The 13,986-nt window shown below is 46.7% G+C and carries 16 protein-coding genes and 1 riboswitch; of the genes, 12 read left to right on the top strand and 4 right to left on the bottom strand.

The features are described from left to right. Positions 1–9: 9 nt before the first annotated feature. Positions 10–621, bottom strand: a complete 612-nt coding sequence (locus CLV42_RS00815; protein ID WP_106600005.1) for a TetR/AcrR family transcriptional regulator — start codon at positions 619–621, stop codon at positions 10–12. Between the two features lie 669 nt (positions 622–1,290). Between CLV42_RS00815 and CLV42_RS00820 the strand changes: the two genes are divergently transcribed. Further along, positions 1,291–1,770: a hypothetical protein gene (locus CLV42_RS00820; RefSeq protein WP_106600006.1), complete on the top strand. Its 480-nt coding sequence runs from the start codon at positions 1,291–1,293 to the stop codon at positions 1,768–1,770. A 108-nt stretch (positions 1,771–1,878) separates the two neighbouring features. On the opposite strand, the gene CLV42_RS00825 is transcribed toward CLV42_RS00820, so the two are convergent. After that, a complete protein-coding gene (locus CLV42_RS00825) occupies positions 1,879–3,138 on the bottom strand; it encodes a pyridoxal phosphate-dependent aminotransferase (RefSeq protein WP_106600007.1) in 1,260 nt (419 codons plus the stop codon). Positions 3,139–3,491: 353 nt separating this feature from the next. Between CLV42_RS00825 and dnaN the strand changes: the two genes are divergently transcribed. The 3 genes from dnaN to CLV42_RS00840 all read left to right on the top strand — a co-directional run bounded on the left by dnaN (position 3,492) and on the right by CLV42_RS00840 (position 5,948). Beyond that, a complete protein-coding gene (dnaN, locus tag CLV42_RS00830) occupies positions 3,492–4,610 on the top strand; it encodes a DNA polymerase III subunit beta (protein ID WP_106600008.1) in 1,119 nt (372 codons plus the stop codon). A 234-nt stretch (positions 4,611–4,844) separates the two neighbouring features. Then, positions 4,845–5,648 (top strand): sterol desaturase family protein, encoded by an 804-nt coding sequence (locus CLV42_RS00835; protein WP_106600009.1) that lies wholly within the window; start codon positions 4,845–4,847, stop codon positions 5,646–5,648. A 42-nt stretch (positions 5,649–5,690) separates the two neighbouring features. Further along, on the top strand, positions 5,691–5,948 hold the full coding sequence (locus CLV42_RS00840) for a hypothetical protein (protein ID WP_146154290.1): 258 nt from the start codon (positions 5,691–5,693) through the stop codon (positions 5,946–5,948). An 84-nt stretch (positions 5,949–6,032) separates the two neighbouring features. Here CLV42_RS00840 and CLV42_RS00845 read toward each other — a convergent pair whose 3' ends face one another. Next, positions 6,033–6,533, bottom strand: a complete 501-nt coding sequence (locus CLV42_RS00845; protein ID WP_106600011.1) for a lipocalin family protein — start codon at positions 6,531–6,533, stop codon at positions 6,033–6,035. 45 nt (positions 6,534–6,578) lie between these two features. Continuing rightward, positions 6,579–6,687: riboswitch (TPP riboswitch) on the top strand. Between the two features lie 50 nt (positions 6,688–6,737). Between CLV42_RS00845 and thiS the strand changes: the two genes are divergently transcribed. The 7 genes from thiS to thiH all read left to right on the top strand — a co-directional run bounded on the left by thiS (position 6,738) and on the right by thiH (position 12,730). Further along, positions 6,738–6,941, top strand: coding sequence for a sulfur carrier protein ThiS (gene thiS / locus CLV42_RS00850; protein ID WP_089829296.1), 204 nt, complete (start codon positions 6,738–6,740; stop codon positions 6,939–6,941). 109 nt (positions 6,942–7,050) lie between these two features. Then, complete coding sequence (gene thiC / locus CLV42_RS00855; RefSeq protein ID WP_106600012.1) at positions 7,051–8,880, top strand: phosphomethylpyrimidine synthase ThiC; 1,830 nt, start codon at positions 7,051–7,053, stop codon at positions 8,878–8,880. 5 nt (positions 8,881–8,885) lie between these two features. Next, positions 8,886–9,500 (top strand): thiamine phosphate synthase, encoded by a 615-nt coding sequence (locus tag CLV42_RS00860; protein ID WP_106600013.1) that lies wholly within the window; start codon positions 8,886–8,888, stop codon positions 9,498–9,500. Beyond that, positions 9,473–10,228, top strand: a complete 756-nt coding sequence (locus tag CLV42_RS00865) for a hydroxymethylpyrimidine/phosphomethylpyrimidine kinase (protein WP_106600014.1) — start codon at positions 9,473–9,475, stop codon at positions 10,226–10,228. The genes CLV42_RS00860 and CLV42_RS00865 overlap by 28 nt, the downstream gene beginning before the upstream one ends. Then, positions 10,225–10,839: a thiamine phosphate synthase gene (locus CLV42_RS00870; protein WP_106600015.1), complete on the top strand. Its 615-nt coding sequence runs from the start codon at positions 10,225–10,227 to the stop codon at positions 10,837–10,839. Before CLV42_RS00865 ends, CLV42_RS00870 begins: the two co-directional genes overlap by 4 nt. Then, complete coding sequence (locus CLV42_RS00875; RefSeq protein WP_106600016.1) at positions 10,836–11,609, top strand: thiazole synthase; 774 nt, start codon at positions 10,836–10,838, stop codon at positions 11,607–11,609. The genes CLV42_RS00870 and CLV42_RS00875 overlap by 4 nt, the downstream gene beginning before the upstream one ends. Positions 11,610–11,620: 11 nt before the next feature. Further along, positions 11,621–12,730 (top strand): 2-iminoacetate synthase ThiH, encoded by a 1,110-nt coding sequence (gene thiH, locus CLV42_RS00880; RefSeq protein ID WP_106600017.1) that lies wholly within the window; start codon positions 11,621–11,623, stop codon positions 12,728–12,730. Positions 12,731–12,944: 214 nt separating this feature from the next. Here the strand turns inward: thiH and CLV42_RS00885 are convergent, their stop codons facing one another. After that, positions 12,945–13,403, bottom strand: coding sequence for a PA2169 family four-helix-bundle protein (locus CLV42_RS00885; RefSeq protein WP_106600018.1), 459 nt, complete (start codon positions 13,401–13,403; stop codon positions 12,945–12,947). A gap of 307 nt (positions 13,404–13,710) precedes the next feature. On the opposite strand from CLV42_RS00885, the gene CLV42_RS00890 reads away from it, so the two are divergent. Next, complete coding sequence (locus CLV42_RS00890) at positions 13,711–13,863, top strand: lmo0937 family membrane protein (protein WP_106600019.1); 153 nt, start codon at positions 13,711–13,713, stop codon at positions 13,861–13,863. Positions 13,864–13,986: the final 123 nt, after the last annotated feature.

Below are 13,986 nucleotides of genomic sequence, written 5' to 3' on the forward strand. Positions count from 1 at the left end.
TATTCCTGTTTATCGTTTCTTGATTCCTCTGACGAATATTTCCGTCAACAATTTCTGCTGTGCTACTATCTTTTCAAATGCTTCTTTATCTAAGTCGGGGATCGTTTCTGGAAGGCAGCTCATTCCGGCAAACCGCAATCCTTCCATGGCATCCCTATATAATTGTGCTATCGCTACAGGATCATCGACGTCAAATTCTCCTGAGGCAACGCCTTTTTCTATGATCTTGGTGAGCATCTTTGCTTCCCGCTCATGAACAGACCGGATGATCTGTTGTATCTCTTCTGATTTATCATTAAGGATCTTAAACAGTTCCAGACGACTGTAGCGTTCAACGAACTGCTTTTTTATAGCGATAATATTGGTAAAGATCTGTTCAGACGAAATATCCTTATCTGCTTCTATTTCCTGCTCCTCGAAGAAAGTTTCCCCGATCTTCATCAATACGGCATTATGCAACGCCTTTTTATCGGAAAAGTAATAGTACAACGATGCCTTCGAGCAACGCAGGTCATCTGCTATCTCATTCATGGTGGTTTTGGACGCACCATAGTGCATAAACCGCTTCAAAGCCGCCTCCAGGATTTTCTCCCGCATTTCATCTTTGTTCTCAGCAAGCATTAACTTTTTGACTTTTTTAGTTTACGGGTCAAAAATAGGAAGATTTCAGATAAAAGTGAAGTAAGTTGACCATTTAACAATAGATTAACTTTTTGACTCTAAAAGTCAGAAGGTTGAAAAGTCAAAAAGTCATTTTCTTTAAATCATGATAATTAACTAATTACACATCTATCATTTCATTCTAAAATGAGAAAGTCAGCTTTGAGTTCCGACTGGAGCAGGTATTGACACCGTACAAACAATGTTCCTCCAATGTTCATCTTACGTTAAACTTACGTTCCTGAACGTAGCATGAACGTAAGATAGACATAGAACGAACGTTGTTTGTACCTGATGAAGACGAAGTTAAAAAGGGTCAATCCCCAAAAGTCAACTAACTCTGGGAGACAGACCCAGGGGGGATCATTGGCAACGCCACAGACAATCCCCGGGAAAAAGTGAACATTCAAGCCATTCCGGGGTTATTTAAAAGGTCGCGGGAGGATTATGGCGCTTAGCGCAACTAACTGGTCGGAGTAGAATCGAGGGCATTTTCGGAGAATGATTAGTTAGCGGCTGGTCTCAACATTCATGATTTTAGCCGACAAATTTTAACCCTATATCTCAAAAAAACGGTGCTGGCACACTTAGGGCATTGCTTTTGCCTTACATGGGTAAAATCAAAACGCTATGAAAAAGTTAATGCTTCTTCTGTTAGCTGTAACAGGTTTTACAGCGACAACCATGGCTCAGCAGATCAATGTAAGTATCAATATAGGCAAACAACCGGTATGGGGACCAGTGGGGTACGATTACGTGGATTACTATTATCTCCCTGATATCGAAACATACTATTATGTACCAGACAGGGTGTACATCTACCGGAATGGCAATGAATGGCGCAGGTCAGTAACCTTACCCGCCAGGTACGAACATTTCGATGTATACCATGCACATAAAGTCGTGATTAATGGCGTAAACAGGCCTTATTTATACCATGACAAGTATCGTAAGGAGTATTATGGTTACAGGAACAAACACGACCAGATAGCCATCCGTGACAGCAGGGAACAGAAATACTTTGTGAACAGGGACCATCCCGGCCACGGCCAGTGGAAGAATGATAAGCATGGACGCGGAAAACAGGGCAGGGGTCACGACAAACACTAACATCCCTTCTTTCCACAACCCCACACACACCTATTCAATGAAGAAGGCCGCTCCGTTCAAGACGGGGCGGCCTTTCTTCTTTTCTTATAGCTTGCCAGTATAATCTGATTATTGCAGTTTTTCCAGCGCTGATTTCAGCTGGGCGATCATTGCCGGGATCTCTTCTTTCTTACAGGTACCTACGCTGAGGCGATACCATGGAGAGTTTTTAGAAGAACCGAAAGCATAGAAAGGCACCAGACCCAGTTTCGCCTCGTTCAGGATGTAAGAGGTAACAGCTGCCTGGTCCTGCAGTATGGTGCCATCAGCAGTCTTTTTACCTGCCAGGTCGATCTTCAGGGTCAGATAGATTGCCGCCTGTGGTGCGATAGCCTCTACAGGATGACCCGCTTTTTTCAAGCCGTCAAATCCTTCATAGATTTTCTGCAGGCGTTCTTCTACTTCTGCTTTGAATTTCTTCAGGTAAACATTCACTTCATCCTTGCGACGCAGATAGCGGGCAGCAGCATGTTGTTCTGCCATCGGGCTCCAGGCGCCTACGTGAGAAAGGATGGATTTCATTTTACCGATTACGTGAGCAGGTCCTAAAGCCCAACCGACCCTTACACCGGTAGCAGCGAATGCCTTACTCATACCGTCGATGAAAACGGTATAGTCGCGCAGTTCCGGACGGAGAGACACAGGTGTGTAGTGGTGTGTTTCGCCGAAGGTCAGTACCCAGTACATCTGGTCGAACAGGATGTACAGCGGTTTCTGGTCAGCGCTACGGCTCTTGTTTTCAGCAATCACCAGGTCGCAGATCTCTTCCAGCTGTTGCTTACCGAAAGCGGTACCTGTAGGGTTCTGCGGAGAACACAGTGCCAGGAGGGTAGCTCCTTTCAGCAATGGTTTCAGTTCGGCAGCAGTTGGCATGAAGTCGTTTTCTGGTTTTGTTTCCAGTACTACGTGTTCTGCTTCCAGGAAGTGGGTATAGTGGTTATTGTTCCAGGATGGGGTAGCGTAAACTACTTTTTCACCCCTGTCAAGAATAGTTCTGAAAGTTGCATAGATAATTGGACGACCACCGCAGGAGATTACAATTTCCTTGGCAGGATCGTAATTCAGGTTTTCGTGCTCAGCGATAAATTCGCTCACAGATTTCCTTAATTCGGGAATACCGTCAGCAGGAGGGTAGTTAGTAAACCCTTCCTTGTAAGCCTTTATGATCTCTTCCTCAAATTCAGCCGGAATTGGGAATACCTTAGGGTCAAAATCCCCAATGGTAAAATTGTAGATCTTCTCACCCTTGGCCTGTTTCTCCTTTATCTCACCGGCCAGCTTAATAATTTCAGACCCGATCAACGTTTCGGCTAAATGAGACAGTTTCATAACCCAAAGATTTTTTTAGTTTTAAAAATATTTTTTTTGCGCCCGCAAAGCTAAAGGATATGAACATCATTTAAAAGAAACAGCAAATTTTTTCACCACATCATAATAAAACAACAATCCATTGAATTAAATTCAATAAAACAAGACATAATCACCGCTTTGTCTAACATTGCATTTTCCGGTAATATCTGTAAATAGCACGATACTTGACAATTCTTTCTATCTTTGTCCGCTTTCTTAAAAAGCCTTATTTTTAGAGCGGTTAACAAACCCGGAATGCGGACAATAACGTCAGAATCCTTTACAGTACCCGGTTTTGATAAAAAAGCAAAAAGTAAATAACAATATATCACATGAAGTTTATCGTTTCTTCCTCTACTTTGTTAAAACAATTGCAGCAGATCAGCGGGGTGATTAACTCTAATACGGTGTTGCCTATATTGGAAGATTTCCTTTTCCTGATCGACAAGAACGAGTTGACTGTAGTGGCTACAGACCTTGAGACTGTCATGAAGGTAAAGCTGGAGGTTGAAGCCAAAGAAAATGGCCGTATCTGTATACCTGCGAAGATCCTGATGGATTCACTCAAGAATCTGCCCGATCAGCCGCTGACTTTTCATATAGATCTTAATTCTTATGCTGTAGAGATCACTTCCGACAACGGTAAGTATAAGGTAATGGGCGAAAATCCTGAGAATTTCCCCAAAGAGCCTACAGCAGATGATACCACTTCCTTCACGCTGACATCTACCGCACTGGTAACAGCCATCAACAAAACGCTGTTTGCCGTGAGCAACGATGACCTGCGTCCGGCGATGACAGGTGTGTTCTTCGAACTGACCCCCTCCAGCCTCACATTCGTAGCTACCGACGCTCACCGTCTTGTGAAGTATGTAAGGACCGGTGTAGAATGCCCGAAAGCAGAAACCTTCATCGTGCCTAAAAAGCCGCTGAACCTGCTGAAATCTGCCTTGCCTGACAACGACAGCGAAATAAAGATCGCCTATAGCCAGAACCATTTCTTCGTAACACATGATGGCGCCCAGATGATTTGCCGCCTCATTGATGCAAGGTTCCCTGACTATAAAGTGGTGATCCCAAAAGATAATCCTTACCGCCTTACCCTGGCAAAAAGCGATTTCCAGAACGCCCTGAAACGTGTGAGTGTATTCGCCAACAAGAGCACCAACCAGGTAGCCCTGAGCATTACCGGCAGCGAACTCCAGCTTTCTGCACAGGACGTGGACTTCTCCTTTGAAGGTAATGAACGTATGGGCTGTCAGTACACCGGCGATGATATGCAAATTGCTTTCAATGCGAAGTTCCTCATTGAAATGCTGAACGCCGCAGAAGGAGATGAGATCACCATCGAGCTGTCTACTCCTACAAAAGCAGGTATTCTGAAGCCGTCTGAAAAAGAAGAAAACGAAGACCTCCTGATGTTAGTAATGCCGCTCATGTTGAATAACTAATCGGTTTTACAACAACTAATAACTTATGTTTATTTGTAAAGCAATCTCTCACAAGGAGATTGCTTTTTTCTTTGCCCATGGCCACTTTCAAAAGAATTATTATTTAAAAAGTTCGTAAATTAATACCGTTAAAACAGGACAGTAAGCGACTGATTACCCCAGTTTGATGACCACTATTTCACGTTGAAAAAAATCAGGGCATGGTACTTCATGCCGTAAAATTTAAATTCCCATATGGAAGAATTTTTCAATAATATTCCTTCCTGGTATCGAACCGCCTTTCTTGTAGGCGGACTGTTATTGCTGTGGATGATAGAAGGTGCCATACCCCGTCTTTCACTCAAGGTGAATCGCTACCGGCATGCAGGTACCAATCTGTTCTTCACATTGACAACAGCCATTGTTAATCTCGGCTTCGCATTCATGATCGTGATGGCATCAGAATGGACCGCAAAGGCACATTTTGGCCTCCTGTATCTTCTCGCATTACCGGTATGGTTCCATTGCCTGCTGGCCATTATGATGATGGACCTGATAGGCGCTTACCTGGTGCATCTTATCCAGCATAAAATTGCCTGGATGTGGCATTTCCACAAGATTCATCATATAGATACCGCGGTCGATACGACCACCGCTCTCCGACATCATCCGGTAGAATCTGTATTCCGCGTGGTAGCCCTTTTACTGGCCATCATTTCCATGGGAGTGCCTATCTGGATGGTCATGTTATACCAGACCATTTCGGCCTTTATGTCGCAATTTAATCACGCCAATATCCGCTTGCCTAAATGGCTGGATAATGCCCTTAGCTTGATCATTGTGTCGCCTGACATGCATAAGGTGCATCATAGCCATTATCAACCGGAAACTGACTCCAACTATGCAAATATCTTTTCGTTCTGGGACCGCCTGTTCGGCACATTTGTGGTGGTAAATGATGTAACGCGGCTACGCTACGGACTGGATGAATACCAGGAATCCCAGTATCAGCAAATAGGAACCTTGTTGAAAGTACCCTGGGAAGAACGAAAGCAATAAACAGGTTATGAACTTTTTATTTTCATTTTAATTCATAATTATATGCAACAGCACACCACGTCCACCCCCACAAAAATTGCCTGCTTCGTTTCGATGTTTGCGGGCATCTTTGCTGCAGTATATGCCTTCGTGTCAAGGAATCCAGGTACCTCATTGGTATTTGGTATTGCTGCAATTGTAGTGGGCGGACTTTCTGTTTTAAAAGCCCACAAAAATATTGATGACACACAGGTAGCTACAGCAGGTATCTTCATGGCTGTTGTAGCCTGCGCAGTAGCTTTGTGGTTAATGTATCATTAGTTAGTTCATGACAACTATAGTCTGCAATGCAGGCAGCAGGCAATATATCGCAATTGTCTGTTGCCTGTAGACTATGGGCCGGAACTATCTCTTTTTACTTTTGACCTTTTTGTATTCTTCGAGGTATCCCTCTGCAGCTTTGATGGGGAATAATACTAACGAAGTATCTGTTAGTGACTTGATAAGCGTAGTATCTATGACAGCGGCGGAATCTTTCTGCTGCGAGCCCTCTGCATGGCTCCAGAACAACAGCGTATCATGCGACACACTCCACTTGTCATATATCATTGAATATGTATTGATCGAGGTAATGGTTCCTTTTTTCTTCAGCAGGAATCCCTGTGTAGTCTTGTCTATTCCCCGCACAGGCTGCAGCCATTTGCCCAGCAGCTGGTCTTCAGTGTAGGATATCGTATCCGCTTTTACCAGCGTTACGGAATCAGTGATCGTTTCAGGAGTGACTGTATCCGTCACATCAATCAGGCTGCTGTCTTCGGGCGTATGTGTTTTCGAGGACGGAGACGGCTGTTGACAGGCTACGGTAATAACAGTACAGATCACTGACAGGACCAGACATTTTTTCATAGTTCCAAAGATAGCAATAGTAGTTTAACAAATTTAACTACCTTTAAGCCACTTTAGGGGTGTTTCCCGGTAGTAATACTTCCGGGAAGCTGAGATGAAACCCTCAGTACCTGACGCAGCTCATACTGCCGTAGGGAAAAGTAGCTGAACTCTTCTTCATCTTTCCATCCTTAAAGTTTATTGTTCACTTAATTCCTTGCAAACATGGAAGTGCTTGTAAACAATAAACTTTATGCGGTGCAGCCGGGAACCACTGTTGCTGCCCTCTTACAGTTTATTCAACTTTCTTCTGAAAAAGGCGTCGCTATCGCCATTAACAGCCAGGTCATTCCGAAAACCTCCTGGCCCGAACAAATCCTGCAAACAGCAGATAAGGTCACGATCATCCGCGCCACGCAGGGCGGATAAGGGCTTATAACCGGTATACAATAATCATGATACGCGCACAGCCGTGAGGCCGTGGTGTGTCCCTGTGTGTCATCTTCTCAATTCTTACATCCTAATTTAATCATCAGTTATGCATTCAATTTCCCGTACGCCCTTCCCGGCATCCAGAAAGATCTATGTAGATGGCGTTGCCATGCGAGAGATCACGCTGACTCCTACACGCCTTCATGGCAGCAAAGGAGCTGAAGTACCTAATTCCCCGGTGGTAGTTTACGATACCAGCGGCCCGTACACTGACCCCAATGTGGATATCGATGTACGCAAAGGCATCCCCAGGCTACGTGAAAGCTGGATCAAAGATCGTAATGATGTGGAACAGCTGCCGGGCATTACTTCTGCCTATGGCAGGGAAAGAATGGCGGATAACCGTCTTGATAGCCTCCGCTTCTCCTACCAGCATTCTCCGATGAGAGCAAAGGCAGGACATAACGTATCGCAGATGTATTATGCAAAGAAAGGTATCATTACCCGTGAGATGGAATACATTGCCACCCGCGAGAATCAATGTGTAGACAAATTATTCCAGGAGAATAACGATCTCTGGCAACAGCATAAAGGCCAGTCATTCGGCGCCAATATTCCCCTGAAATTCATTACATCCGAATTTGTAAGACAGGAAGTAGCAGCCGGACGTGCCATTATCCCCAACAATATTAACCACCCGGAAAGTGAGCCGATGATCATTGGCCGCAACTTCCTGGTGAAGATCAATGCCAATATCGGCAACTCTGCCGTTAGCTCCAGCATAGAGGAAGAAGTGGAAAAAGCAGTGTGGGCATGTCGCTGGGGAGCAGATACCATTATGGACCTCAGCACCGGTAAAAACATTCATGAAACCCGGGAATGGATCATCCGTAATTCCCCTGTTCCCATTGGTACTGTTCCAATCTACCAGGCGCTGGAAAAAGTGAATGGTAAGGCAGAAGAACTGACCTGGGACATTTTCCGGGATACGCTTATAGAACAGGCAGAACAGGGTGTGGACTATTTCACTATTCATGCCGGCGTACTGCTACGTTATGTACCGCTTACGGCCAAACGTACCACCGGCATCGTATCCCGTGGAGGTTCAATCATGGCCAAATGGTGCCTGGCGCATCATAAAGAGAACTTCCTGTATACACACTTTGAAGAGATCTGCGAGATCATGAAAGCATATGACGTTGCGTTCTCACTGGGAGACGGTCTTCGTCCGGGCAGCATCGCTGATGCTAATGATGCCGCGCAGTTTGCAGAACTGGAAACACTGGGAGAACTAACCCATCATGCATGGAAACATGATGTGCAGACCATGATAGAAGGTCCGGGACACGTGCCTATGCATCTGATCAAGGCCAATATGGACAAGCAGCTGGAACATTGTAAAGAAGCACCTTTCTATACGCTCGGGCCATTAACGACGGATATTGCACCTGGTTATGATCATATCACATCTGCTATCGGCGCTGCTATGATCGGCTGGTTCGGTACCGCTATGCTGTGTTATGTGACGCCTAAAGAGCACCTGGGATTACCTGATAAGGAAGATGTAAGACAGGGTGTGATCACTTATAAGATAGCCGCTCATGCTGCGGATCTCGCGAAAGGTCATCCGGGTGCACAACATCGTGATAATGCCCTGAGCAAGGCCCGTTTTGAGTTCCGTTGGGAAGACCAGTTCAACCTGTCTCTTGATCCGGAAACAGCCCGTTCCTATCATGACGAGACATTGCCTGCGGAAGGCGCCAAGGTCGCACATTTCTGTTCTATGTGCGGGCCTCATTTTTGCTCCATGAAGATCACACAGGAAGTGCGGGACTATGCGGCAACCCAACAGATAGATGAAACACTGGCACTGGAGACTGGTATGGCGGAACAGGCACATGCATTTAAAGAACAAGGAGGAGAAGTTTACTTCTGATACGCATGATACAGATCATCACACACAGTACATTCCTGCCGGAAGAAACCATCTACTGGCAGCAACTGCTCGCTGAAGGCGCAGACAGCATTCTCGTACGCAAACCAGGATGGCCGGAAGCAGACTATGAACAGCTGTTGCTGGACGCAGATCCGTCCTGTTACCATAAACTGATGATAACCGGGCATCCTGCGCTTTGTGAAAAGTACGGCCTGCAGGGCGTACACTTCAGTGAAGCCGGCAGGGGGCTTGTTAACGGAGATCAGATCAATGGTTACCGGCAGAAAGGATGGCGGCTCAGCACCAGCATTCATGCCGCCGAAACCTTGCAGATAGCCAGTGATAACTGGGACCAGCTGTTACTGGCACCCGTGTTTGACAGCATCTCCAAACCTGGGCATACCAGTGCATTCGGAGAAGGCTTCCGCCTTTCCAAAGACGGTTATAACGGGCAGGTACTGGCGTTGGGAGGAATCGATCATACCACAGCAGCAAAGGCCCGCGACATGCAGTTTGACGGGATTGCCCTATTGGGCGCCATCTGGCAGGAACCAGCTACCGCTATCAGCAACTTCCGCCGCATCAGGGATATATGGAGACCAGACGCCCTTATGTCCTGAGCCTGGCCGGCCTGGACCCATCCGCCGGAGCAGGTCTGCTGGCAGATATTAAAACGTTTGAAACACTCGGCACCTATGGCCTGGGTGTCTGTACAGCACTCACCGTTCAGACAGACACCCGCTTCCTCTCGGTAGACTGGCAGTCTGCGGGTCAGATCATTGCACAGGCAATACCCTTGCTGGAAACATTTCCGGTGGAGTACTGCAAGATCGGGATCATGCAGGACGCAGATACCATACTGGAAGTGATCACGGCCATCAGGGCCCTACAGCCGGATATACGTTTTATACTGGACCCTGTGCTGAAAGCAAGCGCCGGATTTACGTTTCACGATACCACGCAGCTATCAGTATGGCGGGAAGTCCTGAGGCAGGTTTACCTGTTGACGCCCAACTATCATGAAGCGCTGCTGCTGAGCGGCAAGGAAGACGGACATGTTGCCGCAACCACGCTGGCAGCCTATAGTGCGGTGCTGCTAAAGGGAGGACACCGGAAGGACAGACAGGGAGTAGACACCCTGTATATGGGCAGGACCGATATGATTGACATTCCGGCCAGCAGCATAACTGTCTTTCCAAAACATGGCTCCGGCTGTGTGCTCAGCGCGGCCATTACCGCACAACTGGCAACGGGTTGTTCCTTGCCTACCGCCTGTATCACGGCCAAACTTTATACAGAAAAGTTCCTGGCCAGTCATTCATCACTTTTAGGATATCATATCACATGATCAGCTCATTGCATTATATATCACAACAAACAACAACTGCCACTCACCTGGATAACATCCTGGCGGCCTGTGAGGCCGGTTGCAGATGGATACAACTTCGTATCAAGCATGAACCCGAAGACAAGATCCTGGCCAGCGCACTTGCGGCAAAGGCGATCTGCTCACGGTACAACGCTACCCTGATCATTAACGACCATCCACATATCGCCAAGACTGTCGGCGCCCATGGTGTACACGTCGGTAAACAGGATATGACGGTAACCAATGCCCGGGCCATCACCGGAGATGAGTTCATCATCGGTGGTACTGCCAATACATTGGAGGATATTCTTGTTCACGTGAAGGATGGCGCCAACTATGTAGGTCTGGGGCCTTACCGCTTTACTACTACCAAAGAGAAGCTCAGCCCCATTCTGGGGCTGGAAGGCATTGCTGCTATTATGCAGGCGCTCAGGAATATGGGTATTCATATTCCCGTTATCGCTATTGGCGGCATACTGGCAGAAGACCTGCCGGCTCTGATGCAAACAGGCATTCATGGTATTGCGGTAAGTGGCCTTATCACACATGCAGAAAACAAATTTCAAACTGTATCATCTCTTACAATATGACGCCGCTCGTAATAGCCGGTCATTCTTTTTCTTCCCGCCTGTTTACCGGCACAGGCAAATTCGCCTCACTGTCTGTTATGGAGGAAGCCTTGCTGGCTTCCGGTTCAGAACTGGTCACAGTGGCGCTGAAAAGGGTAGATGTCCACAATGAATCGGATGATATGTTGCAGCACATACATCATCCGCAGCTAAAACTACTACCCAACACCTCGGGTGTAAGAACCGCCAAAGAAGCCGTATATGCGGCCCAGCTGGCGCGGGAGGCACTTGAAACAAACTGGCTCAAACTGGAAATACATCCTGATCCACGCTACCTGTTGCCCGATCCTATCGAGACGCTGAAAGCAGCGGAAGAACTGGTAAAACTGGGCTTTATTGTACTGCCTTATGTGCATGCAGACCCAGTGCTGTGCAAAAGACTGGAGGACGCAGGTACTGCCGCGGTAATGCCATTAGGCGCTCCAATAGGCAGCAACAAAGGTTTAAAGACGATAGATTTCCTCGAGATCATCATTGAGCAGAGTAATGTGCCGGTAGTAGTGGACGCAGGTATCGGCAGTCCTTCGGATGCGGCAAAAGCCATGGAAATAGGAGCAGACGCCGTATTGGTAAATACGGCCATCGCTGTGGCAAAAGATCCGGTAATGATGGCCCAGGCATTCAGACAGGCTGTAATAGCCGGCAGACAGGCATATGAGGCAGGCTTACCTTCCGTACAGCGGCAGGCAGTAGCCTCCAGCCCCCTGATCGGCTTTCTTGATGAAGTTTAAACAAGTACACCATGTCAGGTTTTAAAGACATTTTCGATCAATATAACTGGGATGAGGTCAAGGCGGGCATTTATTCGAAGACCGCCCGCGACGTGGAAGCTGCGCTCAATAGCAGCAGGCGCACCCTGGAGGATTTTAAAGCACTGATCTCACCGGCTGCTGCTCCTTACCTGGAACAGATGGCCCAGCTGAGCCGCAGGCTTACGCAACAGCGCTTTGGCAATACGATGCAGTTGTATATTCCCTTATATCTGAGCAATGAGTGCCAGAATATCTGTACCTACTGTGGTTTCAGCCTGGATAACAAGATAGCCCGGAAGACATTGAACAAGGAAGAGATACTCCGGGAAGTGGCCGTTATCAAGGCCATGGGGTATGAACATGTACTGCTGGTCACCGGGGAGGCTAATCAGACGGTGGGCGTGGATTATTTCCAGGAAGCGCTGAAAGTGATCCGGCCTCATTTTGCCAATATCTCCATGGAAGTACAACCCATGGACGAGGCAGACTACGCCGCACTGATCCCTCACGGGCTACATGCGGTACTGGTCTACCAGGAAACGTATCATCAGGCGGACTATAAACTGCATCATCCCAAGGGCCGTAAATCGAATTTTGAGTACCGCCTGGATACACCAGACAGGCTGGGTAGGGCTGGTATCCACAAAATAGGTTTGGGCGTACTGATAGGGCTGGAAGACTGGCGTACGGACAGCTTTTTTACGGCCCTCCACCTGCGGTACCTGGAAAGAACCTACTGGCAGACGAAATACAGTATATCTTTCCCTCGTTTACGTCCCTGTTCAGGCGGCTTGCCTCCCAAAGTGGAAATGAACGACCGCGAGCTGGTACAGCTGATCTGCGCGTACCGCCTACTGGACCAGGAAATAGAATTAAGCCTTTCTACCAGGGAAACACCCCGTTTCAGGGATAATGTGATCAAACTGGGCATTACGGCGCTTAGTGCGGGTTCAAAGACCAATCCGGGCGGATATGCAACAGATCTGTCCTCTCTGGAACAGTTCGAGATATCGGACGATCGTAGTCCGGCGAGCATCAGTGGCATGTTACGGGCACAGGGTTATGAACCTGTATGGAAAGATTGGGATGAGGGCTATTGATAAAAGACCGGAGCATATTATAAAAAACAACAGCCCCGTATCCTACGGGGCTGTGAATTTACCTAAATCCATTACTGAAAAATGTTACTTATCGAGATAAGTAGCCGCTTTAATCTTACATTATTTCAAATGTAAGCTGTACATAATGAACAACCATTGTTACCATCTATTTTGAACAAAAAGAACAGCGGCAATCAAAATGAACACGTAGCGGTTAATGAGGGATCTTTTCAAGATCCCTGTAAGTTCTCACGGTTTCATGCGATCCTCTGAGCGCGCTCTTTTGGTTGGCGATCAGTTCCCTTACGCTGTAGGGCATGGGAGTACTGGAGCGCAATACATCTTCGTATGCTCTTTGTGCTGCGTCTTCCGCATACTCGCAGGAAGACAATAATGACTGACGATCACGTCCTGAAAAGGTGGCTTTTACATCCATCCATTTTCTGTAGAGTTTTCCATATACGGAAGAGCCTCCAACATCTCCTCCTCCGTCCAGCAATATGCTGTTTAACTGGTCAATATATGTGTGGCTTTCATCTGCCATTCTCTGGAACAAAGCCTTCAGGTCGGTATCGTCTGTTAATGTTATCGCTTTTTTATATCCTTCCACACGATCTTGATTGATCCTAACCAGATCACTCAGGGCTTCCTGCAATTTTTCATTGATTTGCATGATAGTCAATTTTAAATTAATGCAATGATGATTAGTATGTGTGAGGTTCAAAAATGTTACCAGTTTCTGCGCTTGTAGTCAGCCAAGGGTGGTGGCCCATTTCAGCCCATTATTTGGCGGACATTTTGCCCTTGCTGGGGAATCCACTCCACATAAAACAGTCTGTTAAAAATGCCGGCATCTACTGCTTAAAAAAGGGAAGAATACGCTGTAAGCCTTGTAAACACTGAAGAAGAGCAGCGTCTGTTTCCATTAACACTATCTGGCACAGATTTTCTACTTATTACTGTAACCAAATCTTATTGACATGAGCGGCTTACTTTATTTGATCGCAGTGATCCTAATCATTGGATGGATACTAGGTGCGTTTGTTTACTCCGCCGGCAGTCTTATACATGTGCTGTTGGTATTAGCTGTTATTGCTATTCTCGTAAATATTATACGCGGCCGGGCTGTATAAGCCCAGGCAACCAGGCTCCATTGTGTGAAAAAGGTAATCAGTCGTAGCAGAAGCTATAAACTATTCTGCTACGATCTGATTACCTTATTTTTCTCAAACCGGTCTTTCAATAATGTCATTGCT

Origin of the sequence: Chitinophaga ginsengisoli (assembly GCF_003014595.1) — a bacterium.
In the GTDB taxonomy this organism is placed as follows: domain Bacteria; phylum Bacteroidota; class Bacteroidia; order Chitinophagales; family Chitinophagaceae; genus Chitinophaga; species Chitinophaga ginsengisoli.

Coding starts and splice junctions, on each gene's coding strand:
- CLV42_RS00870 (WP_106600015.1), top strand. CDS start 10,225: ATGATCAGCTCATTGCATTATATATCACAACAAACAACAACTGCCACT.
- thiC (WP_106600012.1), top strand. CDS start 7,051: ATGCATTCAATTTCCCGTACGCCCTTCCCGGCATCCAGAAAGATCTAT.
- CLV42_RS00860 (WP_106600013.1), top strand. CDS start 8,886: ATGATACAGATCATCACACACAGTACATTCCTGCCGGAAGAAACCATC.
- dnaN (WP_106600008.1), top strand. CDS start 3,492: ATGAAGTTTATCGTTTCTTCCTCTACTTTGTTAAAACAATTGCAGCAG.
- thiH (WP_106600017.1), top strand. CDS start 11,621: ATGTCAGGTTTTAAAGACATTTTCGATCAATATAACTGGGATGAGGTC.
- CLV42_RS00820 (WP_106600006.1), top strand. CDS start 1,291: ATGAAAAAGTTAATGCTTCTTCTGTTAGCTGTAACAGGTTTTACAGCG.
- CLV42_RS00890 (WP_106600019.1), top strand. CDS start 13,711: ATGAGCGGCTTACTTTATTTGATCGCAGTGATCCTAATCATTGGATGG.
- CLV42_RS00815 (WP_106600005.1), bottom strand. CDS start 621: ATGCTTGCTGAGAACAAAGATGAAATGCGGGAGAAAATCCTGGAGGCG.
- thiS (WP_089829296.1), top strand. CDS start 6,738: ATGGAAGTGCTTGTAAACAATAAACTTTATGCGGTGCAGCCGGGAACC.
- CLV42_RS00885 (WP_106600018.1), bottom strand. CDS start 13,403: ATGCAAATCAATGAAAAATTGCAGGAAGCCCTGAGTGATCTGGTTAGG.
- CLV42_RS00865 (WP_106600014.1), top strand. CDS start 9,473: ATGGAGACCAGACGCCCTTATGTCCTGAGCCTGGCCGGCCTGGACCCA.
- CLV42_RS00875 (WP_106600016.1), top strand. CDS start 10,836: ATGACGCCGCTCGTAATAGCCGGTCATTCTTTTTCTTCCCGCCTGTTT.
- CLV42_RS00840 (WP_146154290.1), top strand. CDS start 5,691: ATGCAACAGCACACCACGTCCACCCCCACAAAAATTGCCTGCTTCGTT.
- CLV42_RS00825 (WP_106600007.1), bottom strand. CDS start 3,138: ATGAAACTGTCTCATTTAGCCGAAACGTTGATCGGGTCTGAAATTATT.
- CLV42_RS00835 (WP_106600009.1), top strand. CDS start 4,845: ATGGAAGAATTTTTCAATAATATTCCTTCCTGGTATCGAACCGCCTTT.
- CLV42_RS00845 (WP_106600011.1), bottom strand. CDS start 6,533: ATGAAAAAATGTCTGGTCCTGTCAGTGATCTGTACTGTTATTACCGTA.